This window comes from Pseudoclavibacter sp. 8L, from assembly GCF_902506465.1.
Classification (GTDB): domain Bacteria; phylum Actinomycetota; class Actinomycetes; order Actinomycetales; family Microbacteriaceae; genus Pseudoclavibacter.
The window spans coordinates 1,125,571-1,148,115 of record NZ_LR733186.1; the positions used below are offsets into that span (position 1 = coordinate 1,125,571).

Here is a 22,545-nt window from a genome sequence, read left to right on the forward strand (position 1 = left end):
GGTCACCGCCGACCGGATTCACGATCCCCAACGCACAGAAATGAGTTCTCGTGGAGTACACGCCTCAAGCTCTCCTCGTCGATGCCGGCATCATCGGCATGCTCCTGATCATCGGCACCCTCGCGAGGGCGAAGATCAAACCGCTGCAGACGATGATGATCCCCGCTTCGGTCATCGCCGGTGCGCTCGGCTTGCTGCTCGGTCCGAACGGGCTCGGGTTCCTTCCCTTCTCCGACCAGCTGGGCACGTACGGCTCGCTGCTCATCGTCCTCGTGTTCGCGTGCCTCGCGCTTACCGACGACTTCAACATCTTCAAGATCGGCCGCAACGTCGCGGGGTTCGCCGCCTACGGCGTGCTCATGTACTCGCTGCAGGTCGTCATCGGCCTGGTGCTCGTGCTCGTGCTCCTCGGCCCCCTGCTCGGGGCTCCTGACAGCATCGGCCTCATGCTCTTCGCAGGCTGGGCGGGCGGCTTCGGCTCGGCCGCGGCGATCGGGGCGGTGTTCGCGGATGCGGGCCAGCCGGAGGTGCAGTCGATCGCGTTCACGGCGGCGACCGTCGGCATGCTCGTCGGCGTGGTCGGTGGCATCATCCAGGCGAAGATCGGTGCGATGCGCGGCCACGCGAAGGAGTTCGCCGGCATGAAGAGCATGCCGGAGGACCTGCGCACGGGCGTGCTCGATCAGATCAAGACGCGCCCCTCGATCGGCACGCACACCTTCTCCGGTGGAACGATCGAGTCGCTCGCGTTCCAGGCGGCGATCGTCGCCGGCGTCTCCGCCGGCGCCTACGGCATCAACCTGCTGCTGGGCGAGCTGCTCCCCGCTGTGACGTTCCCGCTCTTCTCGATCGCGTTCATCGTCGGCCTCGTCCTGCGGGGGCTCATGGCCGCCTCGAAGACGCGCAAGTACATCGACCCCGACTCGCTGCGCTCCATCTCGGGCGCCGCCACCGACGTCCTCGTCGTGTGCGGCATGGTCTCCATCGTGCCGAGCATCGTGGCCGACAACTGGCTCGCCTTGCTCATCCTCTTCCTCGTGGGGCTCGCGTTCTGCCTGTTCCTCGGCTTCTTCGCGGCGCCGCGGCTCATGCAGGATGGCTGGTTCGAGCGCCAGCTGTTCACCTGGGGGTGGGCGACGGGCGCCGTCGCGACGGGCATCGCCCTGCTTCGCATCGTGGACCCGCGCATGAAGTCGCGCACGCTGGAGGACTTCTCGATCGCCTACCTGCCGGTCGTGCCGGTCGAGGTGGCGGCCATCACCTTCGTGCCGTTGCTGGTGATCGGCGGCGCCGCGTGGGCCGCTGTCGGCATCTGGGGCGCGATCGCGATCGTCGCGGCGATCGGCGCGGCCATCGTGATCTTCACGGGGCGGAAGGCGCCGGGAAGCGCCGGCGGGGAGTCGAGCGCAACGGCCGCGGTCGGCGGCGGCTCGAGCTCGAAGTAGGGCTCGAGCCCGAGCCGGCGGGTATCAACCCCGCAGGATGCCCGCGGCGTACGCGGCCTGGCCGACGTGCTGGGCCGCGTCGTCGATGATGCTGACGATGCGGGCGGCGCGTGTGACTGGCGGGTCCCATTGTTCGTCGATGATGTCGCCGAGCACATCCGGGCTGAGCGAGCGGATGTAGGTGCGCAGTGCATCCGTCGCCGCGCGCAGGTAGTCGAGCAGCAGCGTGGCGTCGTCGACGATGACGGCGCGCGCCTGGGCCGTCGAGTGCCCGTAGCCGACCGAGTCGCCGAGCTCGCCGAGGCCGAAGCGGGCGTCGAAGCCCTCAGCCGACCAGACCTCGGGAACGCCGGAGAGGCCCGTGAGCTGCACGTCGATCTCGCGCGCCGTGTGCCAGAGCAGCCAGGCGATCGAGTTGTCGTGGCCGCCCGGATGCGCGTTGAGGGCCTCGGCGCTCAGCTCGCCCGCGAGGCGCTCGGCGGCCTCGACGGGGCGGCTCGCGAAGTCGTCGAGCACGCCGATCGTGTCGCCGCTCATGCGCGCGAGCGTCCGAGGCGCACGAGGTCGTGGGCAGCCTCGATGGGCTCGGGGTTCGGCCCTGGAGGGGTGCCGTCGCCGAACGGCGATCCGCCGAGCTGCTCGCGGAAGTGCGGCAGCTTCCAGTTGTGGAGCTCCGGGCCGGCGGGGACGATGCCGCTCGGGTTGATGTCTCGGTGCACCTCGTAGTAGTGGCGCTTGATGTCGACGAAGTCGGTCGTGTCGCCGAAGCCGGGAGTCTGGAAGAGGTCGCGCGCATAGGCCCAGAGCACCGGCATCTCGCTCAGCTTCTGCCGGTTGCACTTGAAGTGGCCGTGGTAGACGGCGTCGAAGCGAGCGAGCGTCGTGTAGAGGCGCACGTCGGCCTCGGTGATGGTGTCGCCCATGAGGTAGCGACGTGTCTCGAGGCGCTCCGAGACGATGTCGAGCGCCGTGAAGAGCCGGTCGTAGGCCTCGTCGTAGGCCTCCTGCGATCCCGCGAAGCCGCACCGGTAGACGCCGTTGTTGATCTCGGTGTAGATGTGCTTCATGACGGCGTCCATCTCGTCGCGCAGCGCCTCCGGGTAGAGCTCGGGGGCGCCGTCGCGGTGGAACTCGGTCCACTCGGTCGAGAAGTCGAGGGTGATCCACGGGTAGTCGTTCGTCACGACGCCGCCGCTCGGCACGTCGACGATGGCGGGCACGGTGATGCCGCGGGGGTAGTCGGGGAATCGCTTCAGGTAGGCATCCTGGATGCGCGGGATGCCGAGCACCGGGTCGAGCTCGCCTGGGTCCTTGTCGAAGGTCCACGAGCGCTTGTCGTGCACGGGTCCGCAGATGCCCATCGAGATGGCGTCCTCGAGGCCGAGGAGTCGGCGGACGATGGTCGAGCGGTGCGCCCACGGGCAGGCGCGGGCGACGACGAGCCGGTAGCGTCCGGCTTCGACGGGCCAGGTCTGGATGCCCTCGCCGACCGAGCGGGCATCCTTCGTGATGCGGTCGCCGATGTAGTTGGTGTCGCGGTCGAAGGGCTGCCCCGCCTTCGAGTACACGCCCTGCTCTGCCGCTTCTTCGCCGTCTGGTCGTGCGTCCTGCGTCGCCTGAGTCATGGGGCAATCCTAGGAAGCGGATGTGGATGCTCGCTGGGGGCGAGTCGGGCCCGTCGCGGAGGCCTTACGGGAATAAATTCACTAGGCCACGACATAACTAGAGTGTTGTCCTGCGACTGCCGGGCGATGCACCGCAACGAAGGAGAAGCATGTCTCGGTTCACCGACAAAGTCGTTCTGATCACCGGCGGAGGATCCGGCCTCGGCCGCGCCACCGCGGTCCGCGTCGCGAGCGAGGGCGGAAAGCTCGCACTCGTCGACATCTCGGAGCAGGGCCTCGAAGCGAGCAAGGCGGCCATCCTCGAGGCCGCGCCTGACGCCGAGGTCTTCACGACGACCGCGGACGTCTCCAGCGAGGCCGACACCGACGCGTACGTCGCCGCCACCCTCGAGCGCTTCGGCCGCATCGACGGCTTCTTCAACAACGCCGGCATCGAAGGCCGCCAGAACCTCACCGAGGACTTCGGCGCAGACGAGTTCGAGCGGGTCGTCTCCATCAACCTCCGCGGAGTCTTCCTCGGCCTCGAGAAGGTACTCAAGGTCATGCGCAGGCAGGGCTCCGGCTTCGTCGTGAACACGGCCTCCGTCGGCGGCATCCGTGGCGTCGGAAACCAGTCAGGCTACGCTGCCGCAAAGCACGGCGTCGTCGGCCTCACCCGCAACTCGGCCGTCGAGTACGGGCAGTTCGGCGTGCGCGTCAACGCCATCGCGCCCGGCGCGATCTGGACGCCCATGGTCGAGAACTCCATGCGCCAGCTCGACGCGGAGAACCCGAAGCAGGCCGCAGAGCAGTTCATCCAGATCAATCCCACGAAGCGCTACGGGCAGCCCGAGGAGATCGCCGCGGTCGTCGCGTTCCTCCTGTCGGACGACGCGAGCTACATCAACGCGGCTGTCGTTCCCATCGACGGCGGCCAGTCGGCGAAGTACTGACCGGCGCTCCGAGCCCGAGCAGTGCAGCGAGTCGAGCCGCCGGCGGACCACGGGTCTACGCTGGCGGCATGACCGCTGCCCCGTCGCCGGATGTCGATGCGCTCTTCGCCGAGCTCGAGCATCCGCTGCGGGATGTGGCGGTCGGCCTGCGCGAGCTGCTGCTCGACGCGCATCCCGACGTCGTCGAGAGCCTCAAGTGGAAATCGGCGAACTACGAGGTCGCCGACGACTTCGCGACCCTCAATCTCCGACGCCCGAAGGCCGTGCAGCTCGTCCTGCACACGGGCGCGAAGGTGAAGCCAGAGCACCCGGAGATCGTCGTCGACGACCGCTCGAAGCTGCTCACGTGGCCGGGCCGCAACCGCGCTGTCGCCTCGTTCGCGAGCCTGGCTGAGTTCGAAGATGCGCGGGGCGCACTCGGCGAGCTCGTGAGGGCCTGGGCCGCGCAGGTCGAGCTCTAGCTATCTTGGCGGAGCTGTCTTGGCCTCGCACCCCTGAGCTACCGGGCTGACGTGTAGCTGTTGCCCGCCGCGGGGGCGCCACCGAAGATCTGGTCGATCGTCACGAGCACGAACCCCCGGTCGTGGAGGCCCGTGAGAATCTCGGGCACCGCGTCGACGGTCGAGTCGTGGATGTCGTGCATGAGGATGATCGACCCGGCCTCTGCCTCGTTCGCGCCGCGGTCGACAAGAGTCTCATGGGGCGGCCCCTCCCAGTCGAGCGTGTCGATGTCCCACAGGATGGCCGGCATGCCGAGCTTCGTGAGAACCCGGGCGTCGAGGTCGCCGTATGGAGGCCTGAAGACACTCGGCCGTTCTCCGGTCGCGGCGGCGATGGCGTCGTTGGTCTTCTTCACCTCTTCCTCGATCTTCTTGTCGTCGAGGGTCGTGAACTGCGGATGCGTCCACGAGTGGTTGCCGAGCTGGTGGCCGTCGTCGTCGATCTGCCTCGCGATCTCAGGGTGCCGCTGCACGTTGGGGCCGACGAGGAAGAAGGTCGCGGTCGCGTCATGCTCCCGCAGCTGCCCGAGGAGCGTCTCCGTGATCGGCGCGGGCCCGTCGTCGAAGGTCAGGGCGACACACGGGAACAGCGTGCAGTCGACCTGGCGGTCACCGGCGAGCGGCCGCTGGCCGGCGACGAGCGGTTGCGGGGTCGCCGACGCGGCGACGAGCTCTCGGCCGAGGTCGGTGAGCATGGGGGATGCCGCCTCCGCACCGATGTGGATGCTCGGGAAGCGGTGCGAGATCGGCTCTCCGACGACGAGCGTGGTCTCGCCGTCAGGAGAGACGGGAGGAACTGCGTTCGCACCGCCGGATACGTCCATCTCAGGGGTAAGGAGGCCCGCGGGGATGCCGATCCGCAGTCCACCGTCCGGGGTGGGCGTGACGTCGGCGAAGCCCTGCGCGAGCACGGCCGCGTTGATGTCGCTCGGCGCCGCGACCTGCGTATCCCAGAGGGCGCCGAGCTCTCGCCGCGCGGCGAGCACGAGCTCGTTCCAGATGGCCAGCGCCGCGTCCGCCGTGATGACGTCGACGCCACCCGCTTGCTGCGCCGTCGCGGTGTCGGCGAAGAAGACGAAGCTCTCGTCGCGGGTGATTGCCGGCGCTGCTCCTGCGGTTCCCTCGACGACCCGGACGCGCTCGCCGAACTCGCTGCCGCTTGCGACGACGATCTCGCACGTGATGACCATCGCCTCACCATCGGTGGCGCCGCCTTGAGCGAGCACCTCCGCAGCCGGCACGCCGCTGGAACCCGCCTCGCAGCCGCGACTTCCGAGCCCGGCTCCCGCCGCTGCGGCCTCCGGCTCGTACACGGTGCCGAGCCTCGTTGCGAAGGCGCCGACCGTGTCGACGACCAGGGAGCGGATGCGTGAGTTCAGCTCGGCCTGCCCTGGCACCTCCGTCCACCTCGCGTCGACGGCGGGTGCCGAGTCGCGGATGCGGTAGTGGTCGAGGGGCGTGGCACCGGCTTCCGCGCCGGCGACGTCACCGGCGACCTCGTCGAAGCTCGTCACGGCCGCGCGAACGGGCGGCTGCCAGGCCAGGTCGGGAGCAGGGGCGCACGCCGAGAGCGCGAGGGTCGCAATCGCGAGCATCGCGACGGCGAGCAGGCGCCGCAGAGGGCGAGGCTGCGTGCTGGACTGCCGCGAGCGCCATCGACTGCGGGTCACGCGACCGGCCCGCCGATGCTCTCGAGGATCTGGGCGATGGCCGGCCGGTAGCGGTCGAGGTCGTCGGCGCTGGCGCTGAAGCGCACTGCAGCGTTCGGCGTGGTGGCGCCCGCGCTTGCGATCGCCGCGGAGCCGACCATCACGCCGGGAGCTCCCTGTCCTTCTGCGGCAGCCTGCCCGTACTCGTAGCTCGCGTGACGCACGGAGAGCCCCTCCTTCGGCGCCTCGTCGATCCAGAAGAGGCCGCCAGCCTCGGCGGCCATGGCGCCCTCTGGCATCAGCCCGTCCTCGACAAGCGCCTCGCTCGCTTCTCCTGCCGCGATTTCGGACGCATCCACCATCGACTGGGGCTGGGACGGCACTTGGAGGGTGATCTCGAGGCGCGCGTCCGGACTGCGGAGCGTCACGACGTCGGTGCCGAAGTAGTGGGGCACGATGACCCACCCGACCGGCGCGACGACCGCGACGGCCGACTCGTCGCTGCCGACCGTGACCGTCTCGTCGGCCTCCGTGGCGCGGCTCGTGGCCTGCGTGAGCAGTGCGCCGCCGAAGAAGAAGCCGAGCACCGCGAGCGCGGCAACGAGAACGACGCCGAGCACGACGTACAGCCAAGGGCTGCTGCGTGTGCGCTCGGGAGCGGCACCGTGCGAGAACGTCATCGTGGGCTCCGGGCTGAGGGGGGGGGTAGCGGGCGGATGCCACCAGGCTACTGACTCGACGGAAATTCTGCCCCACCGAGACGCGGACTCTCCCCGCCCGAGGAGAAATCACCCTCGCCCAGGGCTGACTTACGGTTGCTTGCGGGGCGCGAGAGCGACCACAACTCAGCCCTGGGCGCGCGGGATACGTTCGCGCAGCGCTGCCAGCAGGACCGCGAGTCCGAGCTCGAACGAGCGCTCGATGCGCTCGGGACCCGACTTGGAGTCGGCGAGGAGCCTCCCGAAGAGCCGAGTCGGCGCATCCGGCTGCCAGACCTGCTCCGGCGACGCCAGTTCGAGGCCGAAGCCGAGCGCGAACGCGTCGATCATGCCGATGAGCGTGACGATGTCGTCGTCGGGGAAGCCCCCAGCCTGCAGCGCGACGGCGAGGTCGTCGTAGGACTCGATCACCGAGGGGCTCGTGATGGTCTTCCCGATGAGGAACGGCAGCAGCGCCGGGTGGTCGGCGTACATGCGCCGCTGGAGCCGCACGACCTCCTCGACGTACTGGTCCCATGTCCGCTGCTCCGGCGTTGCCCGGTAGCGATCCACGAGACGGCCGCGCATGAGCTCGACGATGTCGTCGAGCCCCGAGACGTGCTTGTAGAGCGAGGAGGGGCGCACCTCGAGCTTGCGCGCGATGGCGTTGACGCCGAACGGCTCGCCCGCTTCGACGAGCTGCAGCCCGGCGTCAGCGATGCGGGCCGGCGTGAGCCCGACGATCCTGCGTCCCTCCATGGCTCGCCCCTTCCCTCGTGCACGCGTGTTGGCCTCCCCGTCGTGTTATTCGAGGAAAATGCTCCGGATGCCTTCCGCTCGGCCCCGTCTCCGTGCATACTAGCGAACACCATTCGCTGGCGAATGGTGTTCGCCAAACGCACGTCGCGCCGGAACCTGTTCGCAGCAGCAGGACGCACGCCGAGAACCCAGACCCATGGAGCCCCATGACCACTGCAGCCGAACTCAGCACGCGGGTGCCCCTGCGCCTCGCGCCGGCCTCTGCGACGTTCGCCATCGCGATCGCCGGCTATCTGGCCGTGAACCTGTCGCCGTACATGATCACCGCGGCACAGACGGCGGTCGACCTCGACGTGCTCGCCGCGAGCTGGCTCGTCACGGGCACGCTCCTCCTGACCGCGGTCGCCGGCCTCGCCGCCGCCGGCCTCTGCGCGGGCGCGCGACGCCATCAGGTGGCCCGCATCGGTCTCGCCGTCGCGACGCTCGGTTTCCTCGCCGCCGCCCTCGTGCCGTCGCTCACGATCCCCGGCCTACTCGTCGGCGGCATCGGCGCCGGCGGAGCGGTCGCCTCGGCCGGAGCGGCGATGGCGTCGTTCCGCAACCTGGACCGCGTTGCCGGCTGGAACGGCTTCACGAACCGAGGCGTCATCTCGATCGTCCTCGCGACCCTGCCCCTGCTCGGGCTCGCGCCGCTCAACGTCTTCGGCTCGCTCGCGCTCTTCTCGGCTATCGGCCTGGTCATGACGAGGTGGCTCCCCCGCGTTCCCCTGCTCGATGCGGATGCCGCACTCGGAACAGCTGGCGCCGCGACGGGCGAGGCGATGCCGATCGAGATCCCGCCGACCGGCGCGATCCGCACGCAGAGCGCCGCGTCGTCGCGCCTGCTCACGGTGAGCGGTTTCGGCCTCCTGGTCGTCTTCGCGCTCTGGGCAGTCAGCGAGGACTCGCTTTGGGCGATGATCGGCGTCATCGGTGCCGAGACGAGCGGCCTGACTCCGGAGGGGCTCGGCATCGCGCTCTCCGGCGCCACCGCGGGAGGCCTCCTCGGCTCGCTTGCGCTCATGGCCGTCGGCAACCGCCTCGGCCGGGCCGTGCCCCTCGTCGTCCTGCTGGTGCTCGGCGGCATCCTCAAGATCGTGCAGGGCACGCTCACCGACGAGGCGGCGCTCATCGTGGCGTTCATCGCCTGGAACTCCATCTACGCCGTCGCGTACATGTACTTCCTCTCGACGGCGGCAGCGCTGGATGCTCGGGGCCGCTGGTCCGGCCCGCTCCTGTCCGTCTATCTCGTCGGCTCGGCTCTCACTCCCCTCGTCGGGGCCAGCCTCAGCGAGATGCTCGGCGCGCAGGGGTTCACGCTCGCGCTCGGCATCACGAGCTTCGTCCTGGCAGTCCCCACCGGCATCATCGCCGCCATCTCGACCCGCACCGAACGTTCCACCCCGATCCTCACGGAGGCCAACGCATGACCACCACCCTGTACTCGAATGCCCGCGTCTTCCAGGGCGCCTCATCCGGGACCGCAGCGGATGCACCCGCCCCGACGGCGTTCTTGGTGCGCGACGAGGTGTTCGCGTTTATCGGCGACGAGGCCGGCGCGCGAGCTTTCACCGCGCATCCGGACGCGACGGTCGACCTGGGCGGGCAGCTTGTGCTCCCCGGGATCACCGATGCGCACACGCACCTCGTGATGATGGGCGAGGCTCTCGGGCAGGTGGGGCTCACGGATGCCCGCAACCTCGGTGAGATCCAGCGCCTCCTGGCAGAGGCCCGCGCCGCGGACCCTGATGCCCGCGTCCTGCGGGGTCGCGGCTGGCTGTTCGATTCGATCCCGGGCGGCGCCCCGACGGCGGCGATGATCGATGAGGTGGTGGCCGATGTGCCCGTGTACCTTGACGCGAACGACTACCACTCCTGCTGGGTCAACAGCGCGGCCCTGCGGGAGCTCGGCATCACCCGCGACACCCCTGATCCGAGTGGTGGCCGCATCGGGCGGGATGCGGATGGGGAGCCGAACGGCATGCTGTTCGAGACGGCCGCGGTCGAGTATGCGTGGGCGCAGCGTGACGCCGCGATGACCGACGCCGACCGAGACGTCGCCGTCGAGCGCGTGCTCGCCGCGTACAGCGCAGTCGGCGTGACGGGGGTCGTCGATATGGCGCTCAACGAGGTCGCGCTCGACGCACTCCGACGCGCGGCGGACCGACGGGGCGGCACCCTCCCCCTGCGGGTGGCGGCGCACTGGCTCGTCTCCAATACCGACGACGACGCGCAGAACCTGGCGCAGGTCGCGCGTGCCGGGGAGCTCTCGGCTCAGCATGCCTCGCCCTGGTTGCGCGTGGTCGGCATCAAGCTCATCCTCGACGGCACGATCGACGCCTGCACGGCGGCAATGAGCACGCCGTACGCCGACGGGTCGAACGCCGATGCCATCTGGCCGGAGGACCGACTGCTCCCCGTGGTCGCGGCGGCGGATGCGGCCGGCCTGCAGATCGCGATGCACGCCATCGGAGACGCGGCGAGCAGCATGGCGCTGCATGCACTCGAGCATGCGTTCGAGGCCAACGGCGAGCTTCCGCGCCGTCACCGGATCGAGCACCTCGAGTACGCGGCACCCGGCACCGCCGAGCGCATGGCGGCCCTCGGGGTGACGGCATCCATGCAGCCCGTGCACGCTGATCCGGCGGTGCTCGGCAACTGGATCGCGCAGCTCGACGACGACCGAGTCGAGCGGGGCTTCGCCTGGCACGAGTACGAGGACGCCAAGGCCACGCTGGCCTTCTCGACGGATGCGCCAACCGCCCCGTACGGTCCGCTCGCCAACCTCTACATCGCGGCCACCCGCGAGTCTGCCCTCGACCCGAGCTACTCGGCGACTCGCCTCGACCGCACCGTGCCGATCGAGCGCGCACTGCTCCACGCGACGCGGGACGCAGCCGCCTCCGTCGGCGACGCGAGCTGGCGCGGTGAGATTCGAGAGGGCTCCGCCGCCGACTTCACGGTCGTCGACACCGACGTGCTCACCGAGCCCGCCGCGAGCCTGCTCACGACTCGGACGCTGTTGACCGTCGTCGGCGGGCGGGTGACGTTCGAGGCGTGAGGTCGTGGCGCGACCGCGGACGCGTCATCCCTACCCGAGCAGCTCAACCCCCGCCTCCGCGACAACCGCCCGTACCTCGTCGAGGTACCGCTGCGCCTGAGCGGTGAGGGGGATCGCGGAGTGGCCGATCCAGCCGATCTCGATGCGCTCATCCACGTCGAGCGGAACGGCGACGATGCCCGGGTCGAGGTCGTCGCTGATGATGCCCGTCGAGATCGTGTAGCCGTCGAGGCCGATCATGAGGTTGAAGATCGTCGCGCGATCGGAGACGCGGATCTCCTGATTGCTCGACAGCGTGGAGAGGATCTCCTCGGCGAAGTAGAAGGAGTTGTTCGCCCCCTGGTCGAAGGTGAGCCGAGGCAGGCCGGCGAGATCGTCGAGGGTCGCTCGCGCCTTCGACGCGAGCGGGTTCCTCCGGGAGACGAAGATGTGCGGCTCCGCGAGGAACAGCGTGTGGAACGCGAGGCCCGACTCCCGCAGCAGCTTGTCGATGACGTTCCGGTTGAACTCGTTCCTGTAGAGGAGCCCCAGCTCGCTGCGGAGCGTGCGCACGTCCTCGATGATGTCCCACGTGCGGGTCTCGCGCAGCGAGAACTCGTACTCGGCCGCCCCGGTGCCCTTGACCATGCGGACGAACGCGTCGACCGCGAACGAGTAGTGCTGCGCGGACACCCCGAGCAGGCGACGCGAAGGCGGGCGACCGAGGTAGCGCTGCTCGAGCAGCTCCACCTGCTCGACGACCTGCTTCGCGTAGCGCAGGAACTCCGTCCCGTCGGTCGTGAGCGAGACGCCGCGGGCAGAGCGGACGAGGAGCGCCCGGCCCACCCGGGTCTCGAGATCCTTCATCGCCGCGGACATCGTCGGCTGGGCGACGAACAGCATGTCGGCGGCGGCGCTGATCGACCGTTCGGCGGCGACCTCTACGAAGTAGTGCAGCTGCTGCAGAGTCACGCCGTTCGATCGCCGAGTCATAGCCGAAGCCTATAGTGACGCATAGTTGCGTCGAATTACTCGATGGCCGCGAATCGCCTGCACAATGGACGCATCCACGCCCACAGGCCGACCGGCCTCTCGACTCCCGGATAGGCCTCACATGGCGAACGACATCACGTTCAACATCACCACCACCCGCTTCGACGAGCACTACGCGCCGTCGGAGAGCTCCCGCATCACCACGAACTTCGCCAACCTGGCCCGCGGCGAGCACCGTCAGCAGAACCTCCGCAACGCGCTGACGATGATCGACCGCCGCTTCAACGACCTCGCCCGCTGGGACAACCCGACCGGCGACCGTTACACGCTCGAGCTCGACATCATCTCCGCGTCGCTGCAGTTCGACGACGAAGGCGACGACCGCGAGTTCCCGCTGCTCGAGGTCCTCGACATCGGGATCGTCGACCAGTCGACGGGCGAGCACCACCAGGGCATCGTCGGCAACAACTTCTCCTCCTACCTCCGCGACTACGACTTCAGCGTGCTGCTGCCGTCGGCAAACGCGGGCGGGGGCGGCTTCTCCCTGCCAGACGGCTTCGGCGAGCTCCACGGCAAGCTGTTCCAGCACTTCCTCGACTCGGCCGCCTACCAGGCGCGGTTCCCGAAGTCGCCCGTCATCTGCATCAGCGTCTCGACGAGCAAGACGTACACGCGCACCGACAACCACCATCCCGTCCTCGGCGTCGAGTACCGGCAGGACGAGTACTCGCTGACCGACCAGTACTTCGGCAAGATGGGGCTGCAGGTCCGCTACTTCATGCCCCCAGGCAGCGTCGCCCCGCTCGCGTTCTACTTCCGCGGCGACCTGCTCAGCGACTACTCCACGCTCGAGCTCATCGGCACGATCAGCACGATGGAGGCGTTCCAGAAGATCTACCGCCCCGAGATCTACAACGCCAACTCCGCCGCCGCGAACATCTACAGCCCCACACTCGACCAGCAGGACTTCTCCCGCACCGAGATCGCCTACGACCGCGAAGAGCGCAGCCAGCTCGCCATCACCCAGGGCCGCTACACCCAGGAGCACTTCGTGAAGCCGCACGGCGACGTGCTCGACGCCTGGGCCGCCGGCTACGCCGTCTCCGCTCGATGACCCCAGAAGGATCGACGAACATGAACACACTCCTCCCCGTCGCAAGCGTCGGCAGCCTACCCAAGCCGTCCTGGCTCGCGAAGCCAGAAGTCCTCTGGTCACCCTGGGAGCTCGAGGGCGCGGCGCTCGTCGAGGGCAAGCAGGATGCGCTTCGCATCGCCGTCCAGGAACAGCGCAATCGCGGCGTCGACATCATCAGCGACGGTGAGCAGACCCGCCAGCACTTCGTCACGACCTTCATCGAGCACCTCGAGGGCGTCGACTTCGAGAACCGCGAGACGGTCCGCATCCGCGACCGCTACGACGCGAGCGTGCCCACCGTCGTCGGAGCCGTGAGCCGCAAGCAGCCCGTCTTCGTCGAGGATGCCAAGTTCCTGCGCCAGCAGACCGACCAGAAGATCAAGTGGGCGCTCCCCGGCCCAATGACGATGATCGACACCCTCTCCGACCGCCACTACAAGAGCCGCGAGAAGCTCGCGTGGGAGTTCGCGACGATCCTCAACCAGGAGGCCAAGGAGCTCGAGGCCGCCGGAGTCGACATCATCCAGTTCGACGAGCCCGCCTTCAACGTCTTCTTCGACGACGTTCAGGACTGGGGCGTCGCAGCTCTCGAGCGTGCCGCGGAGGGCCTTGGCGCTGAGACGGTGGTGCACATCTGCTACGGCTACGGCATCAAGGCGAACAACGACTGGAAGGCCACCCTCGGGGCGGAGTGGCGTCAGTACGAGAAGACGTTCCCGCTCATCCAGCAGTCGTCCATCGACATCGTCTCCCTCGAGAGCCAGCACTCGCACGTGCCCATGGATCTCATCGAGCTCATCCGCGGCAAGAAGGTCATGCTCGGCGCCATCGACGTGGCGAGCGAAGAGATCGAGACCCCGGACGAGGTCGCCGACACCCTCCGCAAGGCGCTCCAGTTCGTGGATGCGGACAAGCTCATCGCGAGCACGAACTGCGGCATGGCTCCCCTGCCGCGAGACATCGCCTACGGCAAGCTGAGCGCGCTCTCTGCGGGAGCTGCGATCCTTCGCGCGGAGCTCAGCTGATCATCTCCGCCTGAGCGGGACCATCGGGGCGGGTGCGCCGGTCGGAGACGACCTACAGGCGCCCCGCCCCGAGTCGTCCGTGCGACGCCTCGAGGTAGCAGTTGCCGCACATCGACTCGTAGCTGACCTCGCCCTGGTCGATCGCGACCTGGCCGCCGTCGAACACGAACTCGCCGGCGACGCGGCGACCGTTGAAGATCGCCTTGCGCCCGCAGCGGCAGATAGTCTTGAGCTCCTCGAGCGAGTGCGCGATCTCGAGCAGCCGCTGGCTCCCGGGGAACGCGATGGTCTGGAAGTCGGTGCGGATGCCGTACGCGAGCACCGGGATGCCGTCGAGCACGGCGATGCGCAGCAGCTCATCGACCTGCCAGGTCGTCAGGAACTGGGCCTCGTCGACGAGCAGGCACGAAATCGGCTGACCGTCAGCGACCAGCGCCGCCAGCTGCTCCCGGGGGCTGTCCTCGACACCCACGAGGATCTCGACGCCCCTCGTCATGCCGAGGCGCGACGAGATCTCCCCCTCGACCTTCGTGTCGATCGCCGGCTTCGCGAGCACCACCCGGTGCCCGCGCTCCTCGTAGTTGAACGCCGCCTGCAGCAGCGCCGTCGACTTGCCCGAGTTCATCGCCCCGTAGCGGAAGTACAGCTTGGCCATGGTCCTCCTCGTTTCAGGGCTGAGCCCGGTCGATCGTACCCGCAGGGCGCGCATCCGCCCACCTCGTGACACCGTTCGCGGGATGCGACAGTTCAGAGCCGCTTGACCATCTCCAGCTCCCGCTGCCGCCGATCGAGCGGGTAGGGGATGGTCGAGCCGGTCGCGACGAAGCCGCGCCGCTCGTACGCGGCCCTCGCCCGCGCGTTGTCCTCGTGCACGTGCAGCATGAGCCCGGATGCCCGCGAGCTGGCCCACGCCTCGACCTCGGCGAGCAGCGCATCCGTCACCCCGGCCGCGGTCCCGCGGAAGGCGCCCGCCACGTACACGCTGACGAGCATCGGCCACGGCTCATCTCGGAAGGAGACGCATCCCATGGTGCCGACCCAGCGGCCGTCGTCGAGCACCGCGACGAGCGAGATGCCGTTGGCGGCATCGCCCCGCGCGCCCCTCCGCCGCCACTCCGCCTCGTCGTGCCCGAGCGCCTCCTCGAGGGTCTCCGTGTAGGCAAGCGGAGTGTCCTGAAGCATCTCGAGCCGGATCTCCCGCACCTCGTGCCAGTCGTCTGGCGTCGTCGCGCGAATCGTGAACGGAGCTGAGGTCATCGCCTGAGCGTACCCGCAGTGTGGCGTTCACCGACGGCCCCTATCGTCGGCCTGACGACCAGGCGAACAGGCGATGCGCACAGGAGCGGGGAGGCGGGCGGATGCAGCAGACGGCGGAGCCGAGGAAGGTCGGCACGGTCGGCGCGACGGCGATCGGCGTCTCCGCCATGCTCGGCGCCGGCGTCTTCTCCGCGTTCGCCCCGGCGGCCCAGGCTGCCGGCAGCTGGATGCTGCTCAGCCTCGGGGTCGCGCTGGTCGTCGCCGCGAGCAACGCAGCATCGACCGCGCAGCTCGCGCGTCAGCATCCAGGAGCCGGTGGCGTGTACCTCTACGGGCGCGAGCAGCTCGGCGAGTGGCCCGGCTTCCTCGCCGGCTGGGGCTTCGTGATCGGCAAGACGGCCTCGGTCGCGGCCATGGCCATCACAGCCGCCGCATACCTCGTGCCTGAGCCGTTCGCGCGGCCGGTCGCACTCGCCGTGCTGCTCGCCGTCACCGCCGCCGGGATGTTCGGCATCACGAGAACAGCGACCATCGCGACGATCATCGCCGGCGTCGTGATCGTCGGGCTTGTCGCAGTCCTGGTGACGGCGCAGCTCTCGCCGCCGCTCTTCGGCTCCGCGTCCGGAAGCGATGCCCAGGTCTCGGCCAGCGGCGTCCTGCAGGGCTCTGGCATCCTCTTCTTCGCCTTCGCCGGCTACGCCCGCGTCGCGACGCTCTCCGAGGAGGTCCGCGATCCGCGGCGCACCGTGCCAAGGGCGATGCTGCTGTCCTTCCTCATCGTGAGCGTCATCCTGGCGACGCTCGGATGGGCGCTCCTCGCAACGCTCGGCCCGGGCAGGCTCGCGCTGACGCCGGCTCCGATAGCAGCCCTCGTCGAGACCCAGCCCGGCCTCCAGGTCGCGGTCGGCATCCTTGCCGCGGTTGCCTCGATCGGGGCACTCTCGGCCGTGCTGGCTGGGAGCTCCCGCACGGCGATGGCCATGGGCAGACGACGCGAGCTGCCCGGCCCGCTGGCGCGCCAGCATCCATCAACCTCGGTGCCCCGGGTCGCGGTGCTCGCCGTCGCAGCCGGCGCCGCGCTGCTGATCTGCGTGGGCGACATCCGCGAGGTCATCGGGTTCTCCAGCGCTGGAGTGCTCGTCTACTACCTGGTCGCGAATCTCAGCGCCCTCACCCAGGCGAGGGAACACCGCACCGTTGCGCGCGCCGTCTCAGCGCTCGGCGCCATCGGCTGCGTCGTGCTCGTCGTGACGCTGCCCCCGCTCGCGCTGGCGTCGGCGCTCGGAGTCTTCCTCGTGGGCGTCGCCGTCCGCCTCGCGCTGCGCCGCCGATCGAACCACGGCTGACGCAGCGAAGCCGCCCCGCGGGTGCGGAACGGCTTCGGTGGCGTGCGCTGGCTGCCTCGGAGTTGCCCGAGCGCGTGGCCTAGTGCGCGTTGAGCTCGAGGGCCTTCGCGCTGGCCGCCTGCGTCGAGTCGGCGAGCTCGGCCGAATCGTTGACGTCGGTGCCGAGGCTCGGCACGAGCGCCTCGAGCTTCGGGGCCCATTCGGCCTTCTTCTGCGGGTAGCAGCGGCCGAGCAGGTCGATCATGACCGGCACGGCGACGGACGCTCCGGGGGATGCCCCGAGCAGACCCGCGATCGAGCCGTCCTTCTTGGCCACGACCTCCGTGCCCATCTGCAGGATGCCGCCGCGCTTCGGGTCCTTCTTCATGACCTGCACGCGCTGCCCCGCCGTGATGAGGCGCCAGTCGGCGGCGTTCGCCTCCGGGAAGAACTCCTGCAGCTGCTCGAACTTCTTGTCCTTGCTCGCGAGCACCTGGCCGACGAGGTAGGTGACGAGGTCGAAGTTGTCCTTCGCGACCGCGAGCATCGGGATGAGGTTGTGCGGGCGCAGCGACTTGACGAGGTCGAGGTAGCTGCCCGTCTTCAGGTACTTGGGGCTGAAGCCCGCATACGGCCCGAACATGAGGGCCGGCTTGCCGTCGACGACACGAGTGTCGAGGTGCGGCACCGACATTGGCGGGGCGCCGACGGATGCCTTGCCGTAGACCTTCGCGAGGTGCTTCTCGACAACCTCCGGGTTGTCGGTGCGCAGGAACTGGCCGGAGATGGGGAAACCGCCGTAGCCCTTGATCTCGTCGATGCCCGACTTCTGCAGCAGCGGAAGTGCGCCGCCGCCTGCCCCGACGAACACGAAGCGCGCACGGGTGACGTTCTTGCGGCCCTTCTGCTCACCGGCACGCTGCTGCGTCGCGATCTGCCAGATGCCGTCCCGCTGCTGGCGCAGCGCGATGACCTCGGTGTTGAGGCGCAGCACGGCGCCCCGGTCGACAAGACCCTGCACGAGCTTGTGCGTCAGCGCACCGAAGTCGACGTCGGTTCCGGCGGCGACGCGCGTTGCGGCGACCTTCTCGCCCGACGGACGCCCCTCGACGAGCGACGGCGCCCATGCCTTGATGACCTCGAGGTCGTCAGAGAACTCCATCGTCGAGAAGAGCGGCTCGGTCTTGAGCAGCTCGAAGCGGCGACGCAGGAACTCGACGTTCTCGGCACCCCGAACGAACGTCATGTGCGGCACGGAGTTGATGAACCCAGACGGCTCGGGCAGCTCGCCCGCCTCGACGAGCGAGGCCCAGAACTGCCGAGACACCTGGAACTGCTCGTTGATCTGGATCGCCTTGGACGCGTCGATGACGCCGTCCTTCTCAGGCGTGTAGTTGAGCTCGCAGAGCGCCGCGTGCCCAGTCCCAGCGTTGTTCCACGGGCTCGAGCTCTCCTGAGCGAGCCCGTCGAGTCGCTCGATGACCTTGATGCTCCACTCCGGCTCAAGCTTGTTGAGAAGCGAGCCGAGGGTGGCACTCATGATGCCCCCGCCGATCAGAACGACGTCGTAGATCTTCTGTGAATCAGTCACCGAGACAGTCTACGTCCGAGGCAGATGCACGTCCGCTTCGAGGATGCCCGTCGGTCGTCACATTCGGGGCTTTTTGCCGTTTTCGAATGCGATGGCCGCCGCGGGCGTGTTTCGCCGCGGCATTCTCGGCACCAGACGCAAGAACGGACGCCCCCGAGAGGGCGTCCGTTCTCCGTGGAACAGGCGGCTGTCAGGCCTTGGCGGCGACGAGCTCGGCGATCTGCACCGCGTTGAGCGCTGCGCCCTTGCGGAGGTTGTCGTTCGAGATGAACAGCGCGAGACCGCGGTTGCCGTCGACCGACTGGTCCTGGCGGATGCGGCCGACGAGGCTCGGATCGGCGCCGGCAGCCTGCTGCGGCGTGGGTACGTCCACCAGCGCGACGCCGGGCGCCGCAGCGAGCAGCTCGCGCGCACGGTCAGGCGTGAGCGCGTCGGCGAACTCGGCGTTGATCGACAGCGAGTGGCCCGTGAAGACGGGGACGCGAACGCACGTTCCGCTCACGCGAAGCTCGGGGAGGCCGAGGATCTTGCGGCTCTCGTTGCGCAGCTTCTGCTCTTCGTCCGTCTCCTCGGTGCCGTCGTCGACAACCGACCCGGCGAGGGGGATCACGTTGAAGGCGATGGGGGCGACGTACTTGTCCGGAGCCGGGAACTCGACGGACGAACCGTCGTGCACGAGCCCGAGGAGCGCCTCCTCGCCCTGCGAGACCGCGGCGACGGCCTGACCGGAGAGCTCACGGGCACCCGCGAGGCCGGAGCCAGACGTGGCCTGGTAGGTCGACACGATGAGGCGCTCGAGGCCGGCCGCCTCGTGGAGCACCTTGAGGACGGGCATCGCGGCCATGGTCGTGCAGTTGGGGTTCGCGATGATGCCCTTCGGCGGCGCGACGATGGCCTCCGGGTTGACCTCGGAGACGACCAGCGGCACCTCGGGGTCGCGGCGCCACGCGCTCGAGTTGTCGATGACAACCGCGCCGGCGGCGGCGAAGCGCTCGGCCTGCGCACGCGACGTGGTCGCGCCCGCGGAGAAGAGCGCGATATCGATGCCGCTCACGTCGGCGACGGCGACGTCTTCGACCGTGATGTCCTCGCCACGGAATGGGAGGGTCGTGCCCGCCGACCGGGCGGAGGCGAAGAAGCGGATGCTCGCGACGGGGAAGTCGCGCTCCTCGAGGAGGGTGCGCATGACGGCGCCGACCTGACCGGTCGCGCCGACGACGGCGACGTTCAACTTGGTGCTCATGACTGCTCTTTTCTGCTCAGCCGCGTCAGCGGCCGGTGCCTGCGTAGACGACTGCCTCGGCGTCGCCGTCGAGGTCGAAGGCGGTGTGGATGACACGGGTGGCCTCGGTGACGAGGTCGGCCTGCGTGATGATCGAGATGCGGATCTCGGACGTGGAGATCATGTCGATGTTGATGCCAGCATCCTTCAGCGCAGTGAAGAGCTTCGCCGTCACGCCTATGTTGGTGCGCATGCCGGAGCCGACCAGCGAGATCTTCCCGATGTCCTCCGTAAGACGCAGCGACGCGTAGCCGATCTGCTCACCCTCCGCGGCGACCGCGTCGAGCACGCGCTGCGCGTCAGCCTTGGGCAGCGTGAAGGAGATGTCGGTGACCTTCGTGTCCTGCTCGGACACGTTCTGCACGATCATGTCGATGTTCGCGCCCTGCTCGGCGACGATCGTGAAGATCGCAGCCGCCTTGCCTGGCACATCCGGGACCCCCGCGATGGTGATCTTGGCCTGGCTCAGGTCGTGGGCGACACCCGCGATCATTGCTGCTTCCACTTCGTACTCCTCTGCCCGGTCTGGGTTGTAGACGATGGTGCCCTCGTGGTCGGAGAACGACGAGCGGACGTGGAGCGTGACTCCCTGTCGGCGTGCGTACTCGACCGCGCGGATGTGAAGGACCTTCGCGCCCGAGGCGGCGAGCTCCAGCATCTCCTCGCTCGAGATGTAGCTCAGCTTGTGCGCCTTGGGCACGATGCGCGGGTCGGCGGAGAAGACCCCGTCGACATCGGTGTAGATCTCGCAGACGTCGGCGCCGAGCGCAGCGGCGAGGGCGACAGCGGTCGTGTCCGATCCTCCGCGCCCGAGCGTGGTGATGTCCTTGGAGTCGCGGTTGAAGCCCTGGAAGCCGGCGACGATCGCGATGGCGCCCTCGTCGAGCGCTTCGCGCACGCGCACCGGGGTGACGTCGACGATTCGGGCATCGCCGTGCGTGGAGTCGGTGATCATGCCCGCCTGGCTGCCCGTGTAGCTCCTGGCATCCATGCCGAGGTCCTTGATGGCCATCGCGAGGAGTGCCATCGAGACGCGCTCTCCGGTCGTGACGAGCATGTCGAACTCGCGCGCATCCGGAATCGTGGCGATCTGGTGGGCGAGGTCGATGAGGTCGTCCGTCGTGTCGCCCATGGCGGAGACAGCCACGACCACGTCGTTCCCTGCACGGCGGGTCTCGACGACTCGACGGGCTACTCGCTTGATGCTCTCGGCATCGGCGACCGATGATCCGCCGTACTTCTGGACGATCAGACTCACGTGTCGTGTCTCCTCCGGTTCGGGATGCGCGTCGAGCCTCGCTCGCGCGCCACAAGCTCCCATCCTATCCGGCGGGGGCATGCGGTTCCTAGCGCGAGTGCCGTTCGTTTCCGTTGATTGCGGGGCGGTGACCGCTTGGCGACACTGCTCGGCGCCGCTCGCTGGCTCCGCGCGCTCGACTCGCTCGCGCCACGGGCTCCACGTACTCCAGTCCCTCGCGTCACGCGCTCCGCGTACTCCACTCACTCGACAGAGTTGTGGGCGGATGCGGTTAGCAACTCGCGCAAGCGCACCAACCCACAACTCCGCGCCGCGCGGGTCGGCGTCGCACCGCCCCACTCAGGGACCCGCAGCCCCACCGACCCGCTCAACCACCCGCACCACTCACCCACTCACCTGCCCATCCCCTCGACAGAGTTGTGGGCGGATGCGGTTAGCAACTCGCGCAAGCGCACCAACCCACAACTCTGCGCCGCGCGGGTCGGCGTCGCACCGCCCCACACACGGACCCGCCGACCCGCTCAACCACCCGCACCACTCACCCACTCACCCAGTCACTCGACAGAGTTGTGGGTGGATGCGCTCGACAACGCCCGCAAGCGCATCTGCCCACAACTCTGCGCCGCGCGGGCGGCGTCGCACCGACCCGCTCAGGGACCCGCAGCCCCACTCACCCACTCACCTGCCCATCCCCTCGACAGAGTTGTGGGTGGATGCGCTCGACAACGCCCGCAAGCGCATCTGCCCACAACTCTGCGCCGCGCGGGCTGGGAGGTCGGGGTGTAAGCGAATGGGGCGTTTTCGCCCCGTCTTCGGGGCCGCGGAGGGGTGAAACTGACCCATTCGGCGGTTTCGGCGGTGGGTGAGGCCGGCGCGGGCGGGCGGAGAGCGGGTGCGAGCGGAGCGCCGTAGAGTGCTCTCATGCACGGTGAGTACAAGGTTCCTGGCGGGAAGCTCGTCACAGTCGACCTCGAGGTGGAGGGCGGTCGCATCGTCGATCCGCACCTCGCCGGCGATTTCTTCCTCGAGCCCGATGAGGCGCTCGACGACATCAACAGCGCGCTGCGGGGGCTCGCCGCCGATTCGTCGGCGGAGGACATCTCGGCGGCGGTTCGGGACGGCCTGCGGGAGGACGCGACGCTGCTCGGTGTCACGCCGGAGGCGGTCGGCGTCGTCGTGCGCCGTGCCGTTCTCGGCGCCAGAGACTGGCGCGCGTACGACTGGCAGATCCTGCATCCGGGCCCTCTGTCTCCCCGAGAGCACGTCGCGCTCGACCAGGTGCTGACGGAGGAGGTCGGCGCCGGTCGTCGGCCAGCGACGCTGCGGTTGTGGGAGTGGGATGAGACGGCTGTCGTGCTCGGCTCGTTCCAGTCGGTGAAGAACGAGGTCGACCAGAAGAACCTCGACAAGTACGGGGTGCAGCTGGTGCGACGCATCACGGGCGGCGGGGCCATGTTCATGGAGGCCGGGTCGGTGGTGACGTACTCGCTGTACGTTCCGAGCGATCTGGTGCATGGCATGTCGTTCGCGGAGTCGTACGCGTTCCTCGACTCGTGGGTGCTGGATGCGCTGCACGGCCTGGGCATCAACGCGAGGTACGAGCCGCTCAACGACATCGCGAGCCCGTCGGGCAAGATCGGCGGGGCGGCGCAGAAGCGGCTCGGCTCGGGTGCGGTGCTGCATCACGCGACGCTCAGCTACGACATCGACGGCGACCGCATGACGGAGGTGCTGCGCATCGGCCGGGAGAAGCTGAGCGACAAGGGCACGCAGTCTGCGAACAAGCGGGTGAGCCCGCTTCGCTCGCAGACAGGACTTGAGCGTTCGGTGATCATCGACCATTTCAAGCAGACGTTCGTGGAGCACTACGGGGGCACGCCGGGTGAGCTCACCGAGGACGAGCTGGCGCGTGCGCGCGAGCTGGCGGAGTCGAAGTTCGCTTCGCGGGAGTGGACGCACCGGGTTCCGTAGCCTGCGTACGCGTACGCGTGC

General features: G+C 68.9%; 20 protein-coding genes. 9 read left to right on the forward strand and 11 right to left on the reverse strand.

Annotated elements, in window-relative coordinates:
* Positions 1-50: 50 nt before the first annotated feature.
* Complete coding sequence (locus GV007_RS11950; RefSeq protein WP_201297678.1) at positions 51-1,445, forward strand: sodium/glutamate symporter; 1,395 nt, start codon at positions 51-53, stop codon at positions 1,443-1,445.
* A gap of 24 nt (positions 1,446-1,469) precedes the next feature.
* Here the strand turns inward: GV007_RS11950 and GV007_RS11955 are convergent, their stop codons facing one another.
* Positions 1,470-1,982: a mycothiol transferase gene (locus GV007_RS11955; protein ID WP_160072835.1), complete on the reverse strand. Its 513-nt coding sequence runs from the start codon at positions 1,980-1,982 to the stop codon at positions 1,470-1,472.
* Positions 1,979-3,070, reverse strand: coding sequence for a glutathione S-transferase family protein (locus tag GV007_RS11960; protein ID WP_160072837.1), 1,092 nt, complete (start codon positions 3,068-3,070; stop codon positions 1,979-1,981). Before GV007_RS11960 ends, GV007_RS11955 begins: the two co-directional genes overlap by 4 nt.
* A 149-nt stretch (positions 3,071-3,219) precedes the next feature.
* On the opposite strand from GV007_RS11960, the gene GV007_RS11965 reads away from it, so the two are divergent.
* Positions 3,220-4,002 carry a glucose 1-dehydrogenase gene (locus GV007_RS11965; protein ID WP_160072839.1) on the forward strand — a complete coding sequence of 261 codons (783 nt, stop codon included), beginning with the start codon at positions 3,220-3,222 and terminating at the stop codon, positions 4,000-4,002.
* Positions 4,003-4,070: 68 nt separating this feature from the next.
* Entirely contained in the window at positions 4,071-4,463 is a 393-nt protein-coding gene (locus GV007_RS11970; RefSeq protein WP_160072841.1) for a DUF1801 domain-containing protein, read from the forward strand.
* A gap of 38 nt (positions 4,464-4,501) precedes the next feature.
* Here GV007_RS11970 and GV007_RS11975 read toward each other — a convergent pair whose 3' ends face one another.
* From GV007_RS11975 to GV007_RS11985, 3 genes are all read right to left on the reverse strand, one after another.
* Positions 4,502-6,172 carry a polysaccharide deacetylase family protein gene (locus GV007_RS11975; RefSeq protein ID WP_160072843.1) on the reverse strand — a complete coding sequence of 557 codons (1,671 nt, stop codon included), beginning with the start codon at positions 6,170-6,172 and terminating at the stop codon, positions 4,502-4,504.
* The gene (locus GV007_RS11980) at positions 6,169-6,831 is read right to left on the reverse strand and encodes a hypothetical protein (protein ID WP_160072845.1); all 663 of its coding nucleotides are present in this window, start codon (positions 6,829-6,831) and stop codon (positions 6,169-6,171) included. Before GV007_RS11980 ends, GV007_RS11975 begins: the two co-directional genes overlap by 4 nt.
* Positions 6,832-6,996: 165 nt before the next feature.
* Entirely contained in the window at positions 6,997-7,608 is a 612-nt protein-coding gene (locus GV007_RS11985; protein WP_160072847.1) for a TetR/AcrR family transcriptional regulator, read from the reverse strand.
* 206 nt (positions 7,609-7,814) lie between these two features.
* Between GV007_RS11985 and GV007_RS11990 the strand changes: the two genes are divergently transcribed.
* Positions 7,815-9,077, forward strand: coding sequence for an MFS transporter (locus GV007_RS11990; protein ID WP_160072849.1), 1,263 nt, complete (start codon positions 7,815-7,817; stop codon positions 9,075-9,077).
* The gene (locus GV007_RS11995) at positions 9,074-10,708 is read left to right on the forward strand and encodes an amidohydrolase (RefSeq protein ID WP_160072851.1); all 1,635 of its coding nucleotides are present in this window, start codon (positions 9,074-9,076) and stop codon (positions 10,706-10,708) included. Before GV007_RS11990 ends, GV007_RS11995 begins: the two co-directional genes overlap by 4 nt.
* A 30-nt stretch (positions 10,709-10,738) precedes the next feature.
* Here GV007_RS11995 and GV007_RS12000 read toward each other — a convergent pair whose 3' ends face one another.
* Positions 10,739-11,680 (reverse strand): LysR family transcriptional regulator, encoded by a 942-nt coding sequence (locus GV007_RS12000; RefSeq protein ID WP_160072853.1) that lies wholly within the window; start codon positions 11,678-11,680, stop codon positions 10,739-10,741.
* A gap of 121 nt (positions 11,681-11,801) precedes the next feature.
* Here GV007_RS12000 and GV007_RS12005 point away from each other — a divergent pair, with 121 nt between their 5' ends.
* A complete protein-coding gene (locus tag GV007_RS12005; protein WP_160072855.1) occupies positions 11,802-12,794 on the forward strand; it encodes a DUF1852 domain-containing protein in 993 nt (330 codons plus the stop codon).
* A 20-nt stretch (positions 12,795-12,814) separates the two neighbouring features.
* Positions 12,815-13,840, forward strand: coding sequence for a methionine synthase (locus tag GV007_RS12010; RefSeq protein ID WP_160072857.1), 1,026 nt, complete (start codon positions 12,815-12,817; stop codon positions 13,838-13,840).
* A 52-nt stretch (positions 13,841-13,892) separates the two neighbouring features.
* Here GV007_RS12010 and GV007_RS12015 read toward each other — a convergent pair whose 3' ends face one another.
* Both GV007_RS12015 and GV007_RS12020 read right to left on the reverse strand, forming a co-directional pair.
* Positions 13,893-14,495: a thymidine kinase gene (locus tag GV007_RS12015; protein WP_104299734.1), complete on the reverse strand. Its 603-nt coding sequence runs from the start codon at positions 14,493-14,495 to the stop codon at positions 13,893-13,895.
* A gap of 92 nt (positions 14,496-14,587) precedes the next feature.
* Positions 14,588-15,097 carry a GNAT family N-acetyltransferase gene (locus tag GV007_RS12020; RefSeq protein WP_160072859.1) on the reverse strand — a complete coding sequence of 170 codons (510 nt, stop codon included), beginning with the start codon at positions 15,095-15,097 and terminating at the stop codon, positions 14,588-14,590.
* 101 nt (positions 15,098-15,198) lie between these two features.
* Here GV007_RS12020 and GV007_RS12025 point away from each other — a divergent pair, with 101 nt between their 5' ends.
* Positions 15,199-16,443, forward strand: coding sequence for an APC family permease (locus GV007_RS12025; RefSeq protein WP_160072861.1), 1,245 nt, complete (start codon positions 15,199-15,201; stop codon positions 16,441-16,443).
* Positions 16,444-16,522: 79 nt separating this feature from the next.
* On the opposite strand, the gene GV007_RS12030 is transcribed toward GV007_RS12025, so the two are convergent.
* The 3 genes from GV007_RS12030 to GV007_RS12040 all read right to left on the reverse strand — a co-directional run bounded on the left by GV007_RS12030 (position 16,523) and on the right by GV007_RS12040 (position 20,553).
* Entirely contained in the window at positions 16,523-18,013 is a 1,491-nt protein-coding gene (locus GV007_RS12030; RefSeq protein WP_160072863.1) for a malate:quinone oxidoreductase, read from the reverse strand.
* Between the two features lie 190 nt (positions 18,014-18,203).
* Positions 18,204-19,256: an aspartate-semialdehyde dehydrogenase gene (locus GV007_RS12035; protein WP_160072865.1), complete on the reverse strand. Its 1,053-nt coding sequence runs from the start codon at positions 19,254-19,256 to the stop codon at positions 18,204-18,206.
* Between the two features lie 25 nt (positions 19,257-19,281).
* Positions 19,282-20,553, reverse strand: a complete 1,272-nt coding sequence (locus tag GV007_RS12040) for an aspartate kinase (protein WP_104243220.1) — start codon at positions 20,551-20,553, stop codon at positions 19,282-19,284.
* A gap of 921 nt (positions 20,554-21,474) precedes the next feature.
* On the opposite strand from GV007_RS12040, the gene GV007_RS12045 reads away from it, so the two are divergent.
* Complete coding sequence (locus GV007_RS12045) at positions 21,475-22,524, forward strand: lipoyl protein ligase domain-containing protein (protein ID WP_160072867.1); 1,050 nt, start codon at positions 21,475-21,477, stop codon at positions 22,522-22,524.
* Positions 22,525-22,545: the final 21 nt, after the last annotated feature.